The 19,068-nt window shown below is 46.6% G+C and carries 22 protein-coding genes and 1 tRNA gene; 5 read left to right on the forward strand and 18 right to left on the reverse strand.

From position 1 onward, the window contains the following. Positions 1-4: 4 nt before the first annotated feature. Positions 5-1,123: a PHP domain-containing protein gene (locus tag H6570_09490; GenBank protein ID MCB9319504.1), complete on the forward strand. Its 1,119-nt coding sequence runs from the start codon at positions 5-7 to the stop codon at positions 1,121-1,123. Here H6570_09490 and H6570_09495 read toward each other — a convergent pair. Then, positions 1,120-2,523, reverse strand: coding sequence for an alpha-L-fucosidase (locus H6570_09495; protein ID MCB9319505.1), 1,404 nt, complete (start codon positions 2,521-2,523; stop codon positions 1,120-1,122). The genes H6570_09490 and H6570_09495 overlap by 4 nt on opposite strands. A 297-nt stretch (positions 2,524-2,820) precedes the next feature. On the opposite strand from H6570_09495, the gene H6570_09500 reads away from it, so the two are divergent. Beyond that, positions 2,821-4,362 carry a GH3 auxin-responsive promoter family protein gene (locus tag H6570_09500; protein ID MCB9319506.1) on the forward strand — a complete coding sequence of 514 codons (1,542 nt, stop codon included), beginning with the start codon at positions 2,821-2,823 and terminating at the stop codon, positions 4,360-4,362. A 184-nt stretch (positions 4,363-4,546) separates the two neighbouring features. On the opposite strand, the gene H6570_09505 is transcribed toward H6570_09500, so the two are convergent. The 8 genes from H6570_09505 to H6570_09540 all read right to left on the reverse strand — a co-directional run bounded on the left by H6570_09505 (position 4,547) and on the right by H6570_09540 (position 9,388). Then, positions 4,547-4,756, reverse strand: coding sequence for a hypothetical protein (locus tag H6570_09505; protein MCB9319507.1), 210 nt, complete (start codon positions 4,754-4,756; stop codon positions 4,547-4,549). A 38-nt stretch (positions 4,757-4,794) separates the two neighbouring features. Beyond that, positions 4,795-5,004, reverse strand: a complete 210-nt coding sequence (locus H6570_09510; GenBank protein ID MCB9319508.1) for a hypothetical protein — start codon at positions 5,002-5,004, stop codon at positions 4,795-4,797. 38 nt (positions 5,005-5,042) lie between these two features. Continuing rightward, positions 5,043-5,252 (reverse strand): hypothetical protein, encoded by a 210-nt coding sequence (locus H6570_09515; GenBank protein ID MCB9319509.1) that lies wholly within the window; start codon positions 5,250-5,252, stop codon positions 5,043-5,045. A 107-nt stretch (positions 5,253-5,359) separates the two neighbouring features. After that, positions 5,360-5,448 (reverse strand) — tRNA-Ser (locus H6570_09520). Positions 5,449-5,499: 51 nt separating this feature from the next. Then, a complete protein-coding gene (gene dnaA / locus H6570_09525; GenBank protein MCB9319510.1) occupies positions 5,500-6,900 on the reverse strand; it encodes a chromosomal replication initiator protein DnaA in 1,401 nt (466 codons plus the stop codon). A 289-nt stretch (positions 6,901-7,189) separates the two neighbouring features. Then, entirely contained in the window at positions 7,190-8,104 is a 915-nt protein-coding gene (locus H6570_09530) for a metallophosphatase (GenBank protein ID MCB9319511.1), read from the reverse strand. Beyond that, positions 8,101-8,862, reverse strand: coding sequence for a 5'-nucleotidase C-terminal domain-containing protein (locus H6570_09535; protein ID MCB9319512.1), 762 nt, complete (start codon positions 8,860-8,862; stop codon positions 8,101-8,103). Before H6570_09535 ends, H6570_09530 begins: the two co-directional genes overlap by 4 nt. Next, the gene (locus H6570_09540; protein ID MCB9319513.1) at positions 8,855-9,388 is read right to left on the reverse strand and encodes a hypothetical protein; all 534 of its coding nucleotides are present in this window, start codon (positions 9,386-9,388) and stop codon (positions 8,855-8,857) included. The genes H6570_09535 and H6570_09540 overlap by 8 nt, the downstream gene beginning before the upstream one ends. A 102-nt stretch (positions 9,389-9,490) precedes the next feature. Here H6570_09540 and H6570_09545 point away from each other — a divergent pair, with 102 nt between their 5' ends. After that, the gene (locus H6570_09545) at positions 9,491-9,841 is read left to right on the forward strand and encodes an iron-sulfur cluster assembly accessory protein (GenBank protein ID MCB9319514.1); all 351 of its coding nucleotides are present in this window, start codon (positions 9,491-9,493) and stop codon (positions 9,839-9,841) included. 76 nt (positions 9,842-9,917) lie between these two features. Here the strand turns inward: H6570_09545 and H6570_09550 are convergent, their stop codons facing one another. Continuing rightward, positions 9,918-10,298 (reverse strand): hypothetical protein, encoded by a 381-nt coding sequence (locus H6570_09550; GenBank protein MCB9319515.1) that lies wholly within the window; start codon positions 10,296-10,298, stop codon positions 9,918-9,920. 177 nt (positions 10,299-10,475) lie between these two features. Beyond that, on the reverse strand, positions 10,476-11,741 hold the full coding sequence (gene icd, locus H6570_09555) for an NADP-dependent isocitrate dehydrogenase (protein MCB9319516.1): 1,266 nt from the start codon (positions 11,739-11,741) through the stop codon (positions 10,476-10,478). Between the two features lie 135 nt (positions 11,742-11,876). Between icd and ruvB the strand changes: the two genes are divergently transcribed. Next, positions 11,877-12,908 (forward strand): Holliday junction branch migration DNA helicase RuvB, encoded by a 1,032-nt coding sequence (ruvB, locus tag H6570_09560; GenBank protein ID MCB9319517.1) that lies wholly within the window; start codon positions 11,877-11,879, stop codon positions 12,906-12,908. Positions 12,909-12,971: 63 nt separating this feature from the next. On the opposite strand, the gene H6570_09565 is transcribed toward ruvB, so the two are convergent. From H6570_09565 to H6570_09580, 4 genes are all read right to left on the reverse strand, one after another. After that, a complete protein-coding gene (locus H6570_09565) occupies positions 12,972-13,175 on the reverse strand; it encodes a CsbD family protein (protein MCB9319518.1) in 204 nt (67 codons plus the stop codon). Positions 13,176-13,225: 50 nt separating this feature from the next. Continuing rightward, positions 13,226-13,402 carry a DUF1328 domain-containing protein gene (locus tag H6570_09570; GenBank protein MCB9319519.1) on the reverse strand — a complete coding sequence of 59 codons (177 nt, stop codon included), beginning with the start codon at positions 13,400-13,402 and terminating at the stop codon, positions 13,226-13,228. Between the two features lie 84 nt (positions 13,403-13,486). After that, positions 13,487-14,005 carry a sigma-70 family RNA polymerase sigma factor gene (locus H6570_09575; protein MCB9319520.1) on the reverse strand — a complete coding sequence of 173 codons (519 nt, stop codon included), beginning with the start codon at positions 14,003-14,005 and terminating at the stop codon, positions 13,487-13,489. A gap of 71 nt (positions 14,006-14,076) precedes the next feature. After that, complete coding sequence (locus H6570_09580; protein ID MCB9319521.1) at positions 14,077-14,595, reverse strand: helix-turn-helix transcriptional regulator; 519 nt, start codon at positions 14,593-14,595, stop codon at positions 14,077-14,079. Positions 14,596-14,768: 173 nt separating this feature from the next. Here H6570_09580 and H6570_09585 point away from each other — a divergent pair, with 173 nt between their 5' ends. Then, on the forward strand, positions 14,769-15,263 hold the full coding sequence (locus H6570_09585) for a helix-turn-helix transcriptional regulator (protein MCB9319522.1): 495 nt from the start codon (positions 14,769-14,771) through the stop codon (positions 15,261-15,263). Positions 15,264-15,267: 4 nt separating this feature from the next. On the opposite strand, the gene H6570_09590 is transcribed toward H6570_09585, so the two are convergent. The 3 genes from H6570_09590 to H6570_09600 form a co-directional block, all read right to left on the reverse strand. Beyond that, on the reverse strand, positions 15,268-15,672 hold the full coding sequence (locus H6570_09590; GenBank protein ID MCB9319523.1) for a hypothetical protein: 405 nt from the start codon (positions 15,670-15,672) through the stop codon (positions 15,268-15,270). A gap of 152 nt (positions 15,673-15,824) precedes the next feature. Then, positions 15,825-17,291 carry an MFS transporter gene (locus H6570_09595; GenBank protein ID MCB9319524.1) on the reverse strand — a complete coding sequence of 489 codons (1,467 nt, stop codon included), beginning with the start codon at positions 17,289-17,291 and terminating at the stop codon, positions 15,825-15,827. Positions 17,292-17,577: 286 nt separating this feature from the next. Next, positions 17,578-19,050, reverse strand: coding sequence for a TolC family protein (locus H6570_09600; protein ID MCB9319525.1), 1,473 nt, complete (start codon positions 19,048-19,050; stop codon positions 17,578-17,580). Between the last annotated feature and the right edge of the window lie 18 nt (positions 19,051-19,068).

The following is a 19,068-nucleotide window of genomic DNA, read 5'->3' on the forward strand; positions in this document are numbered from 1 at the left end:
AATCATGCGTCTTTTAACCTTATTGCTCACCACGGTTCCGATGGCTTTTTCCTTTGGGCAGGATCATGGTCACAGTCATGGCCGCGTCATCGAATTTCCGGATGTGCCGGGATACAAAACACTGAAATGCGATTTTCATATTCACACTGTGTTTTCAGATGGCAGTGTATGGCCAACGATTCGGGTAGAGGAAGCGGTAAAAGACGGGCTGGATGCAATATCCCTTACGGAGCATATTGAGTATCAGCCGCATAAAGAGGACATACCTCATCCCGACCGGAATCGTTCTTTTGAGATCGTCCAGGAATTGGCCAAAGCCTACGACCTTATGATCATTCACGGTACCGAGATAACCAGGGAAATGCCTCCCGGACACTCCAATGCTATTTTCATTCAGGACGTTAATAAGATCAATGTGGATGACCCGGTTGAAGCGTTCCGGGAAGCAAAACGTCAGGGTGCATTCATATTCTGGAATCACCCCAACTGGATAAGGCAGGTGCCCACCGGTATTGCCACCCTGACTGATCTGCACAAGCAACTTATCACGGAGCACTTACTGGACGGCATTGAAGTTGTCAATGATGTAACGTATTCTCAGGAGGCCCTGCAGATCGCGCTGGACAACAACCTGACTGTGATGGGAACTTCGGATATTCATGGCCTCGTCGACTGGCAGTTTGGAATTCCCGAGGGAGGTCACCGGCCAATCACCCTGGTCCTGGCAAAAGAACGTTCTCCCGAAAGCATCCGGGAAGCATTGGATGCCAAAAGGACCATAGCTTATTTTAATGATATCCTGGCCGGGTATCAACAGCCACTGGAGTTATTGTTAAGTTCCTGTCTGGTTGCCGGAAAGGCTACGTACCAGGGTTCTTCTTCGGTAGTCAATGTAGAGTTAACCAATCTGGGTGATGCACCACTTATTCTCCGCAATAAAAGCCCGTATGCCTTTCACGCGCATGCAGACATTATTACCATCGCACCACATACCATGGAAACATTACAGGTAAAAACGATGGAACAGTTGCGTGATTTCGTCCTTACTTTCGAAGTGTTAAATGCCGTGTATGCACCGGAAAAGCACCCAACGCTTGAATGGAAAATTGAGGTAACCCCTTAGTCAGCAACAGGGACTTTGAAGACCCAGGCATAATCACAGGGACGATTGGAAGGTTCCTGCAGCGTAGCCGGTATGGATACGACGACTTCCCCACCCTGTTCATGCTGTTCCAGGGCTGTGTCCGATCCCAACAACCGGATGTCACCTCCTGCTACAGGTTTTATTGTGCCAAGCTTCAGTTCATCACCAGGCCAGGATGTCGCGATGATGTAAGCCGTTTTTCCGTCTTTGCTATACGTTATTTTGGTTGTTTCATCAAGTTGATAGGGATTCCCATTCCTTCTGGTGTTGTAAATGGCTTCCGAGTTAACATGCATCCATTTTCCGATATCGTGCAACCTTTCAACACTTGCCTCCGGGATCAATCCTTCGGCAGTAGGACCTATATTCAGTAAATAGTTACCTCCTTTAGCAGCACAGTCAATCAGGTTATTGATCAATGTTTGGGAGGATTTCCAATGGTCATCGAATGACTTGTATCCCCAGGTATCGTTCATGGTCATGCAAGACTCCCAGTCGTAATCCGAAGTGCCGGTAAGGATCTCCTGCTCGGGTGTGCCAAAATCGCCGGCATAATCCTGATCACCTTTATTCATGCCCTGCATCCCCTGCATACCTTTACCCACCCGGTTATTTATGATCAGTTCGGGCTTCAGGTTTCGCAGCTCATTGTACAATGCTTTGCCCTGGTCTTCAGTCCATTCAGGGATCCATTCTCCATCAAACCAAAGGACTGCCGGATCGTATTTCGCTATCAGTTCATGCAATTGTGGCCGCAGGTAATTGTCACGATACTGTGCGAATTCAGGATTCATCTTGTCCTGGGAATTGTAATCAGGATAATTGATCGATTGCGCCTGAGGGTGATGCCAATCCATAATCGAATGATAAAAACATAATTTTACACCGGCATCGTCACAAGCCTTCTTTAGTGACGCCAGGATATCCTTTTTGTAGGGAGATGCATCCATCACGTCGTATTGGCTGACTTGGGAATCCCAGAGGCAAAAACCGTCATGGTGTTTTGAGGTGATCACCAGGTATTTCATCCCTGCATCGGCGGCTGTTTGAGCCCAAAAGACCGGATCAAACTGAACCGGATTAAACTCCCCGGCCAATTTTTCGTAATCGGAAACGGGAATGTGGAGGGTTTGCATGATCCACTCACCAATGGAATGGGTTGTGTCTCCCTGGAAAACTCCCGCCGGAATAGCGTAAAGACCCCAATGGACAAACATTCCGAAACGGGCATCCCGCCACCATTCCATCCGGGAATCAAAATCGGCCTGCGATTCATGCAGGTAATCGACCGGTTCGGCAGTCTGTTCGTTTGACGCAGTCTGACAGGCCGCCCAGACGGCCACCCAAAGAACCAATAACATGAAGCGCATTTGAGCCATAGAATTGAGAATTTTTATATCCATTGTGACTGGATGAAGATACAATTTTAGCCCGTTAAATCTATGGCTTAGGCTTAGGCACCACGAGTGAATAGGAAGTGCATCGAACGGAAAATTTGCCCGGCACAAGCAGCCATTTAATGTGAAAGTGCCAACGTCTGGGCCCCAGAAATTGGATCATAAATACCGCTGATCGGTCCTTATCTCCAATGAGGATTTTCTTAATCCATACTTTTTTCTAAATTTCGTCCTCCAAATACCATCGAAACGGGTCAATCGTACAGGATAAAATAGCTCATGTCGCCAATCATTGGAAATTTAATCAAACGAGGATTATCCCTTGGGGAGACTTTTGAATCCCGTCAGGTAGACGTTTCTCCCATTCATTTCCAAAAGAAGACCCTTTACCGGCTGCTGCGTAAAGCACAATCCACCACATTCGGAAAATATTACGGTTTTCGCGACCTGATGCGATCACCGGACATCATCAAAAGTTACCAGGAGACTGTTCCTCTCTACACCTATGATCAGATGTACAACCGGTGGTGGCACATGAGTCTGAAGCAGATCGATAATGTATCCTGGCCCGAAAAGGTGAAATATTTTGCCCTTTCCAGCGGCACATCAGGCGCTCCAAGTAAATACATCCCCATAACCGATGACCTCCAAAAGTCCATGCGCAGAGGGGGTTTACGTATGTTTTTTGCCTTATCCCAGTTTAATGTGGATCCGGCTTTGTTTACCAGATCCATGATGATGCTGGGCGGGAGCAGTGATCTGCAGAACGGAAGCGGCTATTTTGCGGGGGACCTCAGTGGGATCAATGCCAACAAATTGCCCTTATGGCTGCGACCATATTACAAACCAGGTATGGAGATCGCGCAATTGGCAGACTGGGATTCGAGGCTCGATCGTATCGCCAGAAATGCCAGGGAGTGGGATATCGGGTTTTTAGTCGGGATTCCTTCGTGGTTACAGTTGATGATGGACCGGATCATTCATTATCATAAGGTTGATACCATTCATGACATCTGGCCCAATTTGGAGGTATGCGTGCACGGAGGGGTTGCCTTTGAGCCATATCGCAAGAGTATGGAAAAATACTTCGCCCGCCCACTGATATACATGGACAGTTATCTTGCTTCGGAAGGTTTTATTGCGTTTCAGAGCCGCCCGGAGACCAATGCCATGAAGCTTCTCCTGAACAACGGGATATTTTTAGAGTTCATCCCGTACACCGATGCAAATTTTGATGCGGAAGGGAACATGATCGGCCAGCCTCATGCCTATTCGATCGGCCAGGTCGTGGAAGGAGAGAATTATGCCTTGTTGTTATCCACTTCCGGAGGAGCATGGAGGTACCTCATCGGAGATACCGTCCGTTTTACGGATGTCGCTCGTTCAGAGATCATCATTACTGGTCGTACCAAACATTTTTTGAGTGTTTGTGGTGAACACGTTTCGGTGGACAATATGAATCAGGTGGTCCAGAAACTGGAAGAGGATTTCAATGTCTATATTCCTGAATTCACAGCCGGTGCCATCCAATCCGGCAATCGTCATGCTCACCGTTGGTATATTGGTATGGAACCCATGATGGATCCCAAAAAGGCGCTCGAGGTCCTGGACAAAAAGATGTGCGAGATCAATGATGATTATCGCACCGAACGGAGTCATGTCTTACTGGAGCCCGAGATCATCATCATTCCTCCGCAGCTGTTCCTGGATTTCCAGCGACAAAAGGGACAGTTGGGCGGTCAATACAAATTCCCCCGAGTGATGCGCGGTGCTGCATTTGCCGAGTGGGAACAATTTGTGATGAGTCACCAGGTAGCATGATCAGCCAGCTGGTTCCAACAATCCACTCCTTGGGTGGCAGAGCTCTCAGTCCATTAATCTACAGATGAACAAAGTGGGTAAGCAAATTAAGCCTTGACTTCGTCGATCCCGATGATGGGGTGTCCTGCTATACCTTTTCTTTCCATCGCTGGCTCAATGGTTTTTTATTTCCTTCATCCAGGCTTCAAGCATAGCTTGGCCTGCCTGCCGCGATGGATTGACTTCGTCGATCCCGGTGATGGGGTGTCCTGCTATACCTTTTCTGTCCATCGCTGGCGAAATTGTTTTTTATTTCCTTCATCCAGGCTTCAAGCAAAGCTTGGCCTGCCTGCCATGATGGATTGACTTCGTCGATCCCGGTGATGGGGTGTCCTGCTATACCTTTTCTGTCCATCGCTGGCGCTATGGTTTTTTATTTCCTTCATCCAGGCTTCAAGCATAGCTTGGCCTGCCTGCCGCGATGGATTGACTTCGTCGATCCCGGTGATGGGGTGTCCTGCTATACCTTTTCTGTCCATCGCTGGCGCTATGGTTTTTTATTTCCTTCATCCAGGCTTCAAGCATAGCTTGGCCTGCCTGCCGCGATGGATTGACTTCGTCGATCCCGGTGATGGGGTGTCCTGCTATACCTTTTCTGTCCATCGCTGGCGCTATGGTTTTTTATTTCCTTCATCCAGGCTTCAAGCATAGCTTGGCCTGCCTGCCGCGATGGATTGACTTCGTCGATCCCGGTGATGGGGTGTCCTGCTATACCTTTTCTGTCCATCGCTGGCGCTATGGTTTTTTATTTCCTTCATCCAGGCTTCAAGCATAGCTTGGCCTGCCTGCCTCGATGGATTGACTTCGTCGATCCCGGTGATGGGGTGTCCTGCTATACCTTTTCTGTCCATCGCTGGCGCTATGGTTTTTTATTTCCTTCATCCAGGCTTCAAGCATAGCTTGGCCTGCCTGCCGGAAATAAAAAAGTCCCGCCTATGGCGGGACAGAAAAGGTATTGCGGTGGAGGCGGGATTCGAACCCGCGGTACCCCTTTCGAAGTACGACGGTTTAGCAAACCGTTGGTTTCAGCCACTCACCCACTCCACCGGGTGTTTGTCTGAATTGTGGGTTGGCAAAGATAAGTTATTGCCCAAAATATCAGTAGGCCAATGTCATTTTAATTTTTTTCTCGAGAGACTGCATCGAGTTGCGAAACTCCTGGTCGGTATCCAGCAAATCCTGTACCGCCTTTATGGCATAGATTACAGTACTGTGGTCGCGGCCGCCAAATTCTTCACCGATGGCTTTAAGAGGTTCATCGGTCAGATTTTTAGCCAGGTACATAGCTACCTGCCTGGCCATTACCACTTCCCGCTTACGAGTCTTGCTACTAATCCGTGCAACCGGCAAACCAAAGTGTTCGGCTACGATATTCTGAATGTTGGCAACGTTAATCTCCTTATGCTGGCGCTGAACAAAATTCTGGATTACCTCCTTAGCGAGTTCGACGGTGATCTTCTTGTTGTTAAGCGATGCCTGTGCAACCAGACTGATCAATACACCTTCCAATTCGCGGATGTTGCTGTTGACGTGATAGCAGATGTACTCGAGCACCTTTTCCGGTATACTGGTTCTCTCCTTTTCAGCTTTCTTATGGAGTATTGCGATGCGGGTTTCAAGATCCGGGATCTGGAGATCGGCGTTGAGTCCCCACTTAAACCGGGATATCAGGCGTTCTTCCAGGCCGTCAAGATCCTTGGGAGGCCGGTCTGAAGTGAGCACGATTTGTTTCTGGCTCTGGTGGAGCTGATTAAAGATATGGAAGAAGATCTCCTGGGTTTTGGTCCGGTTGGCAAGAAACTGAATGTCATCCACAATCAGTACATCTACCAACTGATAGAAGTTGATCAGATCGTTGATGGAATTGTTCTTGATGGCTTGAATGATCTGGTTCGAAAATTTTTCGATGCTTACATAAAGCACGGTTTTGTTAGAACCATTCTGAACGATGGCATTACCGATAGCGTGAGCCAGGTGTGTTTTGCCCAGCCCGACATCACCAAAGATCACCAGCGGATTAAAGGCAGTAGCTCCGGGCCGGTCTGCAACGGCGATACCGGCACTGCGAGCCAGCCTGTTGCAATCTCCCTCCACAAAGGTGTCGAAGGTATACCACGAATTTAACTGTGGATCTACCCGCATCTTCTTGATGCCCGGAATGACAAAAGGGTTCTGGATTTGATTTGCATTGATCATCTCCACATCCTCATTGATCCAGTTGCCACGTTGGGATTCACTGGCTTGCTGATCCAGGAGAATCTGATATTCGAGCCGACCTTTATCACCTAATTCAGACTTAATGGTTTTTTTCAGGAGACCCAGGTAATGTTCTTCCAGCCATTCGTAAAAGAATTGATTGGGGACCTGGATGGTTAAGATGTCATTATCAAGCCGTACCGGTTTGATTGGTTCAAACCAGGTCTTGAAACTCTGCATGGAAACGTTTTCGCGGATCTGTTGCAGACAATTTTCCCAGACTGTTGTACGGTCCTTTGTCACCATTCTCAGTTATAAATCCTCTTACTAACTCTTTCTTCACGATCCCGGGAGCAGCATCGAATTGTCAGGTTCTATCTCTGTCTTCGTAGCGTCCAACATTAGACAGAGTGTAACAAAGATTGCAATTTTTTTTGATATATCAGGATCAAATCAGGCAATCTTTTATATAATTTGCCAATTTTTATAAAGATCAGAATATCAGTATTTTAGCTACTGCCACCCCCATGATTCACCTTCGGTTTTTTGGTGGGGCCGCAAGGTAAGTAAAATTAAAGGAAGTGGAAAGCGATCAGGCAACTTGTAAGTTGCTACAGGTCACACAATGTTTACGTTTGTTCTTTTCCAGGTAGATATCCAGCCTGCCGAGAATCAGCCCGGCCCATCCGACTTGATTGATTATCACCGGTTTACCAACGCTGTTATTTCGTGTTTCCGGTTTATCCATAAACGTGTGGGTATGACCTCCGATGATGATGTCAATATTTTCACTTTGATCGGCCAGTATCTGGTCAGATACCTTCTCTTCCTTGTACCGGTATCCTAAATGGGAAAGACAGATCACCAGATCACATTTTTCTTCGTGAACGAGTAGCCTGGCCATCCGGTTGCCTTCCTGAACAGGATCAAGGTACTTCGTCTCTCCGAAAAGTTTATCCGGTACCAATCCGCTTAATTCAATCCCCAAACCAAAAATGCCAATGCGTACTTCATCACGGACGAATACCTTGTAGGGACTGACCAGATCCTGCATGGGCGTATTGCGAAAATCGTAATTGGCTATCAGCAATGGAAAGTTCGCATGGGGCATCTGTTTTGCGAGACCGTCAACTCCGGCATCAAAATCATGATTTCCAATGGTGCCGGCATCGTATCCCATATCGGACATCAACTGCATCTCCAGCTCTCCCTTGAAGAAATTAAAGTAAGGGGTCCCCTGAAAAATATCACCTGCATCAACCAACAATACATTAGGCTCTGCTGCCCGAACTGCTGCGATCATTGCAGCACGGCGGGCCGCTCCTCCCTGACCCTGATTCCGGCTTCCATCCATCGGAAAAGGATCAATGCGGCTATGAACATCATTGGTATGCAATAGAGTGAGCTTCGTAATCTCTGGTTGGCCTACGGCAGCTAAAAGTGAATTTCCCCAGAGCAGCCCTCCGGTAGCCAGGGTGGATTGTCTGAGAAACTGTCTCCTGATCATTGGTTGATGATTTTTATCCGGCCGTCTTTAACAGCCTCGATCGCATGGCCTTTTTTTGTTTCTGCCTTTACATACTCAATCAGACCGTCCCGGATTAATAAGCCGGTTTGTTCCTGGGGATTGTCTTTCAGGAAATCACAGTTATCACCTCCATTGGCTACATAATCAGGTAATGCAACCCGGTACGTCCGGCTGGCGTCAATTGGTTTTCCTTCAAACAGAATATTCTCTGCATGACCATCCCGGATAGCATAATGAATACCCCTGCTGATAGGCCATCCACCGGTTGCAGCCATATGGTTAATGAACTGCACCAGTTCAGCACTGTCCAGTGTTAAGATCACCAGATAATTATCAAAAGGCATCAATTCGTAAATCGTACCCACTTTGACAGGTCCGGCGGTCAGGTTGCTTATGCGTATACCTCCAAAATTCTGGACTGCAAAATCCACAGGCTTGCTGCTCGCCGTATTTCCCATGGCTACCAGAGCATCCCCAAACCAGTTGCTGAGGGTCGATTCAGGCCTTTCTTTGACCATGGTTTTCGTACACTGGCCGATGACGGTCTCCATGGCATCTGTCAGCTGTGCACGATATGGTGCGATGGTCGCATCCATTTCCTGATCGATGTTTCCGGGTTGGACCGACTGGCTTTCTTTCTCAATCCGTGCCAGGTGATAGACCGGTTTACACCCGGCAACCAATACCAGAAGTGCAAACGTTAAATAGCGGATTGGAGCAAAATTCCGGTTAAACATAGAGTTGTACTTCCTGATTGATGGCCTCTAATGCTTTGTATAATGGATTCTTATCCGGCAAAGGATCCAGCTCAAATAATTTCTGAATAAGCTGGTCTCCCGTACCCTTATCTCCCGCTACCTGCATAGCCTGATTTACAAGATGTGCAATGTCATCTTTAGCGAGGCGGATGATCTGCCATAACTTATGGGACACATAGATCTGCTGGCTCATATTGTGCTCAAATTCCTTCTGGATACTTATGAAGATTGCTGCTCCCAGGTCCTGTGCGGATATACCTGGACTGTTGAGCCGAAATATCAATTGTGGAATGGAGATCCGTTCACAAAATAATGCCAGCCGTTCGTAAGCCTGTAGCTTAAGCGGACTGTGTTGCTGCCTCGCTGAACGAAGGTTGCTGGATTGATTTAGTCCGAAAAAGAGTCTCAGGAAGTACCTCCCCAGCCAAAAAATAGCCAGGGACAAGGCGGTAAGTTTAATCAGGAAGTAGACAAGATGGATGCCTCCTGCAAGCATATCGGTCATGGTTTGCGATTAAAGGAGCGAAGTTAATGAACTAAAGAACTAAGGGATGTGTTAAAATGGAAATTTAGCGTTTTCTTTATATTTGTATAAAATCTAAATAAGATGCCTGAAACGCATACCCAAATAGATCCGATCCAGCTTACTGATGGTGCCGTAAAGCAGCTTCGGGCGATCATGTCTGAACAAAACATCACCGATGAATACGGATTACGGGTCGGTGTCAAAGGAGGCGGATGCTCTGGGTTCAGTTATCAGCTTGGCTTCGACCACCCCAAAGAACATGATGAGATTTACTTCATTAATGGAATGCGGGTTTTCATGCAAAAGGCCCATGCGATCTACCTGCTGGGCATGGAAATCGATTGGGTGGAAGGTCTGAATAACCGTGGTTTCTCATTTAACAACCCCAATGCAAAAGATACTTGCGGATGTGGGACTTCCTTCTCCGCGTAAGAACGTTTTTCAACATATCAAAGGCTAAGAAGAAAGGACCGGGTGAATTTACATTCATCCGGTTTTTCTTTTACGGTTATCTGTTTTTCACCACAAAAGTCATGAACTCACTTTTCAGATCCCTGAACATCTGTTTGTAGGTATCCATGGCTGTGCGCATACTTCTGTGGTCGCCGATCGGCTTATGCTCCACGGCACCATTCCTGGCAATACTTACCAGTAAATCTTCGTGGACATTAATCTGATGTCTTATTTCATCATTCACTTCACGCTGCCGGATAAACTGATTCTGGAAATGTTCTACCCAACGCATGGCTTCCGAATCATGGTTCCCGGTAGCTATTTCCTCCAGCCGATGGGTCAAAACCGCCAAATCGTCAAGATAGAATTCCAAATCATTTTTCCAGCTTAAGTGCTCGGCATGCAGATCCTGCATGTCGACGGTATACTCTTTCATAACCTTGCTTTTTTACAAATAAAATTAACCACACCCGGATATCAGAGTGTGACCATCACAGCTGCCAATGATCATGGTCATTCCTTCCTGCCCTCGTAGAGGTAAATGAACGTTCACCTGATCTATGTCAGCAATTTTAAGAACTCATGAATACAGTGAAACCTGATGTCGCCTGGCTTACATATTGTTTACGATCTCCTGCCCGAATTCACTACACTTCAATAAGGTAGCTCCTTCCATCAAGCGGTGGAAATCGTAGGTTACATGTTTTTTCCCGATGGCACGTTCCATCCCGCTGGTGATCAGATCCGCAGCTTCCTGCCATCCCATGTATTCGAACATCATCACCCCGGAAAGGATTACCGAGGACGGGTTGACCTTATCAAGTCCGGCATATTTTGGAGCGGTACCGTGAGTCGCTTCGAATATGGCTGATCCATTGGTGTAGTTAATATTGGCGCCGGGAGCAATTCCGATCCCACCTACCATGGCAGCCAATGCATCGGAAATATAATCCCCATTCAGATTCAGCGTGGCAATGACATCATATTCTGCCGGACGCAGCAGGATTTGTTGCAGGAAGGCGTCAGCGATCACGTCTTTGATGAGCAGTTTACCGCTTTTCATTGCAGCATCCTGGGCTGCATTGGCGGCAGCACTACCTTCCTGTTCTGCAATCCGGTCATATTGTGCCCAGGTGAACACCTGATCTGCATATTCGCGTTCAGCAACCTCATAGCCCCATTCTTTGAACTTGCCCTCCGTAAATTTCATAATATTACCCTTATGGACCAAAGTCACCGATTTCTTACCCTGAGCCAGGGCATAGTCAATGGCGGCACGAACCAGCCGTTCGGTTCCTTCCACAGAGACTGGTTTGATACCGAGAGAAACTGAATTCGGGAAGCGGATCTGTTTTACACCCATCTCATTGATGAGGAAACTTTTGACTTTATCACATTCCGGCGTCCCGTTCAGGTATTCAATACCGGCATAAATATCCTCCGTGTTTTCCCGATAGATCGTCATATTCACTTTCTCAGGATAGACAACCGGGCTGGGCACGCCTTCAAACCACCTGACCGGGCGAACACAGGCATACAAGTCCAATTTTTGCCGTAGAGCCACATTCAGTGAGCGAATACCACCGCCGACCGGAGTAGTCAATGGACCTTTAATTGCAATCAGATATTCTTCAATGGTGTCTAAAGTCTCCTGGGGTAGCCAGCTACCAGTCTTCTCGAATGCCTTCTCGCCAGCAAGGACTTCAATCCAATGGATTTTGCGTTGGCCTCCATAGGCTTTCTCTACAGCAGCATCAAAGACCATTTGCGATGCATACCAAATATCCGGGCCGGTGCCATCACCTTCAATAAAAGGAATAATCGGATTATTTGGAACCTGAAGTGCTCCATCCTTAATTGTAACCTTAGATCCACTCATTGATATTATCTTTTATATTAATTTGTAAATTGTTCAGAAAAATCGGGGCAAAGGTATGAAATTAGAGCTTCACCAAGGCATTGGGACCGGGTAACTTATCAAAATTTTCCATCTTTGTCTGGCAATGCTTCATCTATGCATAATCCATATTTAAACCCTCAGGGAAGTGGAGGTCCACCGGAAGACCAGATCATTGAAAAGGCACTACGGCCCAAGGATCTTCAGGAATTCCATGGGCAGTTAAAGATCGTTGAAAACCTGAAAATATTCATTCAGGCAGCGCGTCAACGGGGAGAGGCACTGGATCATGTACTTTTGCATGGCCCTCCCGGACTGGGCAAAACGACCCTGGCGCATATCATTGCCAACGAGCTGGATAAGAACTTAAGGATGACTTCCGGCCCCGTTATTGAAAAGCCAGGCGACCTCGCCGGCCTGCTGACCAATCTCCAGGAGGGAGACGTGCTTTTCATCGATGAAATACACCGCTTGAACAATGTCGTGGAAGAGTACCTGTATTCCGCCATGGAAGACTACCGGATCGATATATTGATCGACAGCGGACCCAATGCACGCAGTGTCCAGATCGGTCTTGCACCGTTTACCCTGGTCGGCGCCACCACGCGGGTAGGCTTGCTTACTCCGCCCATGCGTGCACGGTTTGGCATTACATTCCATCTGGATTACTACAACAGCGATGTTCTGGCTGGGATCATCAAGCGCTCAGCCAATATCCTGCAGGTACCTATCGATGATAAGGGGGCATATGAGATAGCAAGAAGAAGCCGCGGCACACCCCGTATCGCGAATGCTTTGCTCAGACGCATCCGGGACTTCGCCCAGATCAAGGGTGATGGCCACATTGATCAGGGCATTGCTTCGTTTGGACTCGAGGCGTTGAATGTAGATATCCATGGCCTTGACGAAATGGATAACCGGATTCTGGGTGCTATCATCCATAAATTCAAGGGTGGACCTGTGGGACTGACCACCATTGCCACAGCAGTAGGTGAAGAACCTGGCACCATCGAGGAAGTGCACGAACCTTTCCTGATCATGGAAGGATTCATCCAGCGCACACCCCGTGGAAGAGAAGCGACCGAAAAAGCCTATCGCCATCTGAAAGTGGTGCCACCTACCCAAAACCAGGGTAAGCTTTTTGAATAATAAAAAAGCACCCGGTAAGTACCGGATGCTTCTTTCATAGTAAGTGCAATGATTCCTGCCGAATTAATTAAGCAGATCGTTTAGCTCACGGCTTATGGCATCCTTTGATTTGCCCAATTTTTTCTCCAGGAGACCAACGAGCTGATCGGTTTTTCCTTTTGTTTTAACTAAATCGTCATCGGTCAATTCACCGTACTTTTCTTTGAGTTTTCCCTTCAGTGAATCCCAGTTACCTTCTATTTTCAATTTTATTGCATCGATATTCATTGCGTGATTTTTAGGTGATCAATTATTTTTGATTATTTAATTGAATCAAGCTATAGTCTCGGTGCCCTTCCGGTAACCAGATGAGCCAGAATTGAGATAACAGCTAATACGAGAAAAATGTAAAACACGATTTTTGCAATACCTGCAGAGGCCACAGCTATACCTGAAAAGCCAAATAAACCAGCGATAATTGCAATAATAAACAACCAAATTGCTGCGCGTAACATAACGATAATTTTAAAAGGTTAAACAAATCGATATTAAGACAATACAAGGGAAGTATTTTGTTCGGCAGATAGTATCTTATTTATTCAATTAACAGCAGGATAGAGCGGATATACGCTATTAATTTTGAATTTATTTCTTAAAAAATTAATGCGACTTTTTACGGTTCCCATTGCAATATTGAGCATGGTGGCTATTTCAATATAGGTGTAGCCATCCACAAACAATGCAAATGCTTCATAGCTGCGTTCACCGAACACCCGTGCCATTTTCTGAATATCTTCGACGACAAGGCTCCAGTAACCATCATTTTGCCGTCTGTCCTGATTGTAGAAAAAAGCCTCGCTATTTCCATTTTTGACAAGCAGGTTCCGGCGCCGGGTTTCTTTGCGAAATGCATTCAGATAAGTATGATGCAACACCCGCAACATCCAGGGATAGAACCGGTCGGAATCCAGTAGCGAGGAGCGGTGCTCATAAGCATGCAAGGATGCATTTTGCAAAAGATCCTTCGCATCATCGGCATCTCCGGTATACCGGTGCGCCTGATACAAAAGCCTTTCATAGCAGGATTTGTAAGCGATTTCAAATTGCGAATTGTTCATTACATTTTGATTGAAGTTCTATTTTAGAACAGAACCACGATCAAAAATGTTGTGTTATTCTACAATTTTGTTTATTTATTTGTCTTTTGTGTAGAATTTACACGATTTATTTCCGCGATCAATAATGCATTTTGATGCAGCAATTGTCTGATGATAAACACCAGCTGTTTGCTGGTCAGGTCAATGGAAGCATCCTGCTGTTGCAGGGCATGAAGTGCCAATACTCCTTCGAATGCCTTCTCAATCTGACGGTAACGGCTGACAAAAGTATTAAGCACTCCCGAAGTCAGTTTCGGCAGCTGGACCAAAGGCAAAGGTCCCGATACCTTCGGTTGAGTTCCAGATTGGTACCTGGTTTTCAAGGAGTCATAATTATCTCTGGTAACCGGCACAGTAACCAGTACATCGATAGAAATGGAAAAGTAAGCAGCGATTTTAGCTAGCAGTACCAATTTGGGTTCGATGTTCTGGGTTTCATAGGATGCAATGCGGGTTCGGGTCACTCCTACTGCCTTAGCCAGTTTTTCCTGGTTAATATGCTTTAATTGTCGTAATGTTTTTAAGTTCTTACCCAGTAAAGTTGTCGCCATAGACCTCAATTCTAAACTCCTTTTGTTTGACTAAAGGACACTACTCTGCAACTGCATTGTTCGGTCTTGCACCCAAAATGTCTACAAATTTAACATTTATTAAATAAACGTCTATTTTTTAAACAAATTTCAACCTGTTAACCGGACCTGTATGAATTAACATTTGACAATGCATGATTAGCATTATCTTGCTTATTATGGAGATGGAAGAACCTGTTACATTTTTCAAAGAGAATCTCCGCTTTCTGCGGAAGAAAGCCACCTTGAGCCAGGACTCCCTGGCAGCTCTACTGGGATGGAAGAGGAGTTTGGTGACGGCATATGAATCAGGGCTTTCTGAACCAAATCACCAGCGATTATTACAACTGGCTCAATATTTTGGTATCGGGCTGGATGCCCTGATCCTGATCGATCTGCGGGTCAATAAATTGGAGAAGCCTGCCATGAAGACATTTGCCATTAAAGACATGCAGGAAATCCACGAAAGTACAAAACTCGCCCTGGAAGGCCTGCAGGCCATGATCGATCTTGCACAGGGCGAAGAAGGTGTAACACAAAGTCTGGGGTATCAGGAAACAAAGCAACTTTTGTGGCTTGCACAAAAGTTGCTTTCAATGAATGACGAATTGCTAAAGACCCTTAACAACGAGGAACCTCAAGCTTCCTGATCGGTCAGGAATCGTCCCGCAAAGCTTTATCCAATTCCGCAAAATATTCTTTGGTCTCCCGCTTAAAGACGTCCCAGTGTTTAGCAGCATCGTCCTGTTGCATTTTTAATTTGTCCTGGATTTTATTTTTCCAGCTGACCAAATCACGCTTCTTTTTTTCAAGCGTTGTTTTCGCATCACCACTGGCATCTGCCAACTGATCATCTATTTCTTTGATCCTGTCATCGATCTTACCCTGATAGGATTCAAGGGATGATTTGATGTCATTCCATTGTTGTTTCACATCGGATGCCATTTGTTCGGTCAGGTCCTGAACCGCCTCACCTACATCCTTTGCATCGTCTTTTTGTTTTGAATTGCAAGCAAAAATCAATGCCAATACCATAAATAAACCAACGATCTTTTTCATAACTGCGTCTTTTAGTGTTTCAATAATAATTCTTACCACGGTGTATATGCGTAGTAATAAATAAGAAACACATTAAAGACAATACCAGTTTGGCATTTGTTCGGTGACTGGCAAGGAGTACCTTAATTTCCTACCCTATTTTGCAGAAAAGATCAGTTGTGATCATGTACCCTTAACACCAGAATGGCAGCGATCAGGAATGAAATCCCTCCCAATAACATGGCATTGATCGCTTCTCCATGAAAAAACTGAGTCAACAAATATCCCAGGATTGAAGCAGCAATGATTTGTGGTATCACAATAAAAAAATTGAAAACACCCATATAATAGCCCATTTTACCGGCAGGAAGTGCCCCGGTTAGAATAGCATAGGGCATGGAAAGGATACTTGCCCAGGCAATACCGATACCAACCATGGAAGCGAGTAGCAGCCTGTAATCGTGAATCACCAGGATGGACAATAATCCAATGGCTCCGATCACCAAACAGATGGCGTGAGCCATTTTGCGGCTGGTGCGCTTCGCTAATACGGGCAACAAAAAGGCAACGATGGCTGCGATCCCATTGTAAACCGCAAAGCAAATTCCAACCCAATTCGCTCCCTGGTTGTACAATTCCGAGGCTTTATCGGTCGCGCCAAAAATGTGGCTGGTCACTGCGGAGGTGGTATAGATCCACAAGGCAAATAAAGCAAACCATGAAAAGAATTGTACCCAGGCCAATTGTTTCATGGTCGCAGGCATGTCATGAAAGTCATTAATGATGGTCACGAATCCATTTTGGTACCGGCCCGAACGCTGTAACTGACCTGATGCCAATAACAACAATCCCAGCACCAGCATACCGCCTGACAGGACAAATACCTCCTTTTCAACATGCAGCTTGCTTAAAAGCCACCACAGCAGGGCGCCTGCTGTAAAGACAATGGCACCATTGCGTATTTGCCTTGCCCCATTCGCTGAATAGGATGATGCGGTTGTCGTTTCCTTATGGTAAACCTCTTTGCTTTCAGCTCGCTCGAAAGCTTCCAGCTCTTCGGGCGGGTATTCACTGGAACGGAAAACAGTCCACAATACGGCCAGCAGGAAAATACTCCCGCCTAAATAAAAAGAGAGTTTGACAGAGTCCGGTACGATTCCTTCCGCTGCTGTATTCGATACCCCAAACCAATTTGTCAGCATGTAGGGCATTGCAGATGCTACCACGGCCCCGATACCTATAAAAAAACTCTGCATGGCAAATCCGGTCGTACGCTGATGGGAAGGCAGGTTGTCACCAACAAACGCCCGGAACGGCTCCATGGAAATATTGATGGAAGCATCCATGATCCATAACATACCTGCAGCCGCCCAGAGTGCCGGAGAATTTGGCATGATGAATAAGGCCAGGGATGCCAGTATGGCTCCAACCAGGAAATAGGGCCTTCTTCTGCCAAGGCGGTTCCAGGTTCTGTCACTAAAATAACCGATGATGGGTTGTACGATCAAGCCGGTCAGAGGGGCCGCAACCCAGAGGATGGGTATGTCCTCAACATCCGCACCTAAGGTCTCGAATATGCGACTTACGTTAGCATTCTGCAATGCAAATCCAAACTGGATTCCTAAAAATCCGAAGCTCATATTCCATATTTCCCAGAAAGTGAGCGTTGGTTTTGCCTTCACGGTCTTATCAGTAGTCACGATATGCGTTTTTAATCCAATCGAATATCGCCGGTCGCCTGCTCATACCCTATAATTATTTGCTTACAAGCGCAAAGTACGACTTCACAGAGGTGTATGTTGTTTGCGCACACAGCTTAGCGAATATACTCAAATAAAACCGGAGCATCGCTGACCGCAGCTATGACATATCTATTACTGATCAATGAAAAGTTGTCCGTGTAGCCGTATTGATTAGGAGATCACCCTAATTTTCGATCACGTCCCGCATGAGGGGCTCATTGCTGATAAAGTCAAACAATGTAAGGGTCCTGATCTCGTAATAGGCGGTCCAGAACGACTGCACAGCGTTTACATAGGCCTGTCGGTTGCTCTCCCGGTCATTGTTAGCCAGGTTTAACTCGGTGACATCCACTTTGCCAATGACATAGCGCTTGCCGGTCAGGTCAAAACGTTTATTAGCCGCTTCCAGGGCTTTCTGTGCACGCTTTACCCCTTCCCGCAGTAAGGTGAGTTGCTGGACCTTGATGATGATATCACGCTCAAAATTAACGCGCTCCTGGGCAACATTTTGTTGTTCCAGTTTTTGCCGGGCTTTAGCTATTTCGATACGGGATTTTCGCTTACCCCAATCCGCGATGGGAACGGTAATTCCCAGGGTAAAGATTTCCTGGTCCAGCAATTCCGTATACACATCACCGATCACGGGACCATTTTGAGTCAGACCAAAACGCCCGTTCATGTTGAGATTTACACCTCCGGCTTTCTTTTGTTCTTCAACATTGCTTTCCATCTGCAAAAGCCGTCGTTCAAATTCGTCGATCTTGCTCCGATTGGCTGTGGCGTACCGCAACGCTTCTTCCTGGTTGATGATAAACTCCGGAATCTCATCCGGTGGAACCAGGTCAAAATCGATGGCGTCATGAATACCCAAAAAATTGCGCAGTACTTCTGTCTTCGTTTTGATATCCAGCTCTGCCTGATTGAGGGAGGCATCCGCATTCATCACCCGGAGTTCGAGCTGGAGCAACTCAGTCTCTGCAATTTTGCCCACCTCAAACCTACCCTGCCCGATCAGGTACAAAGTATCCGCAGCCGCCTTTTCCTGTTCTGCGGCCCGGACCGCCAGTTGTGACCCCAGCAGATCAAAATAATTCTGCACGGCCTGGTAGGCAATCTGTTCCATATCCTCGGAATAGGATTTCTCCGCTTCTTTCAACTGGAGAGGCTCGATCAGTTTACGCCATTTCCAATCATTGTATCCAAATATGGGTTGCTGGATCTGAATACTGATGGGATTGGATAAATATTGGGTATAGGGATCAATATTGGGCGTACGCAGGTTGTCAAAACGCTGAAGACTGGTGTACGCAAAGACTTGTCCTCCCGTTTGCGGTATGGCCTGTTGTAAGGTCAATCCCAGGTTTCCGGAAAAATTCGCCCGTTGAATGAATTGTTCCGCTCCGTTGGGCTGAACCACCGATTCAATTGCACGGGTAAGGCTGGGAAACGTGCCAAACAAGTTCAGCTGTGGTTTCAGATCGGCACGATAGGACTTAAACAGCCAATATGCCTGGGAGTACCTGGTTTCCGCCAGCAATACATCCGGTGCATCCGACTGCGCGAGGTCGATGACCTGCTGCATGGTCAACCGCACGGATTGCTGAGCATCGGAATAATAGAACACACACACCAAAACCAGGGTATAAATAACTCGCATACATGACAATTATATGGT

The organism is Lewinellaceae bacterium, from assembly GCA_020636135.1.
Taxonomy (GTDB): domain Bacteria; phylum Bacteroidota; class Bacteroidia; order Chitinophagales; family Saprospiraceae; genus JAGQXC01.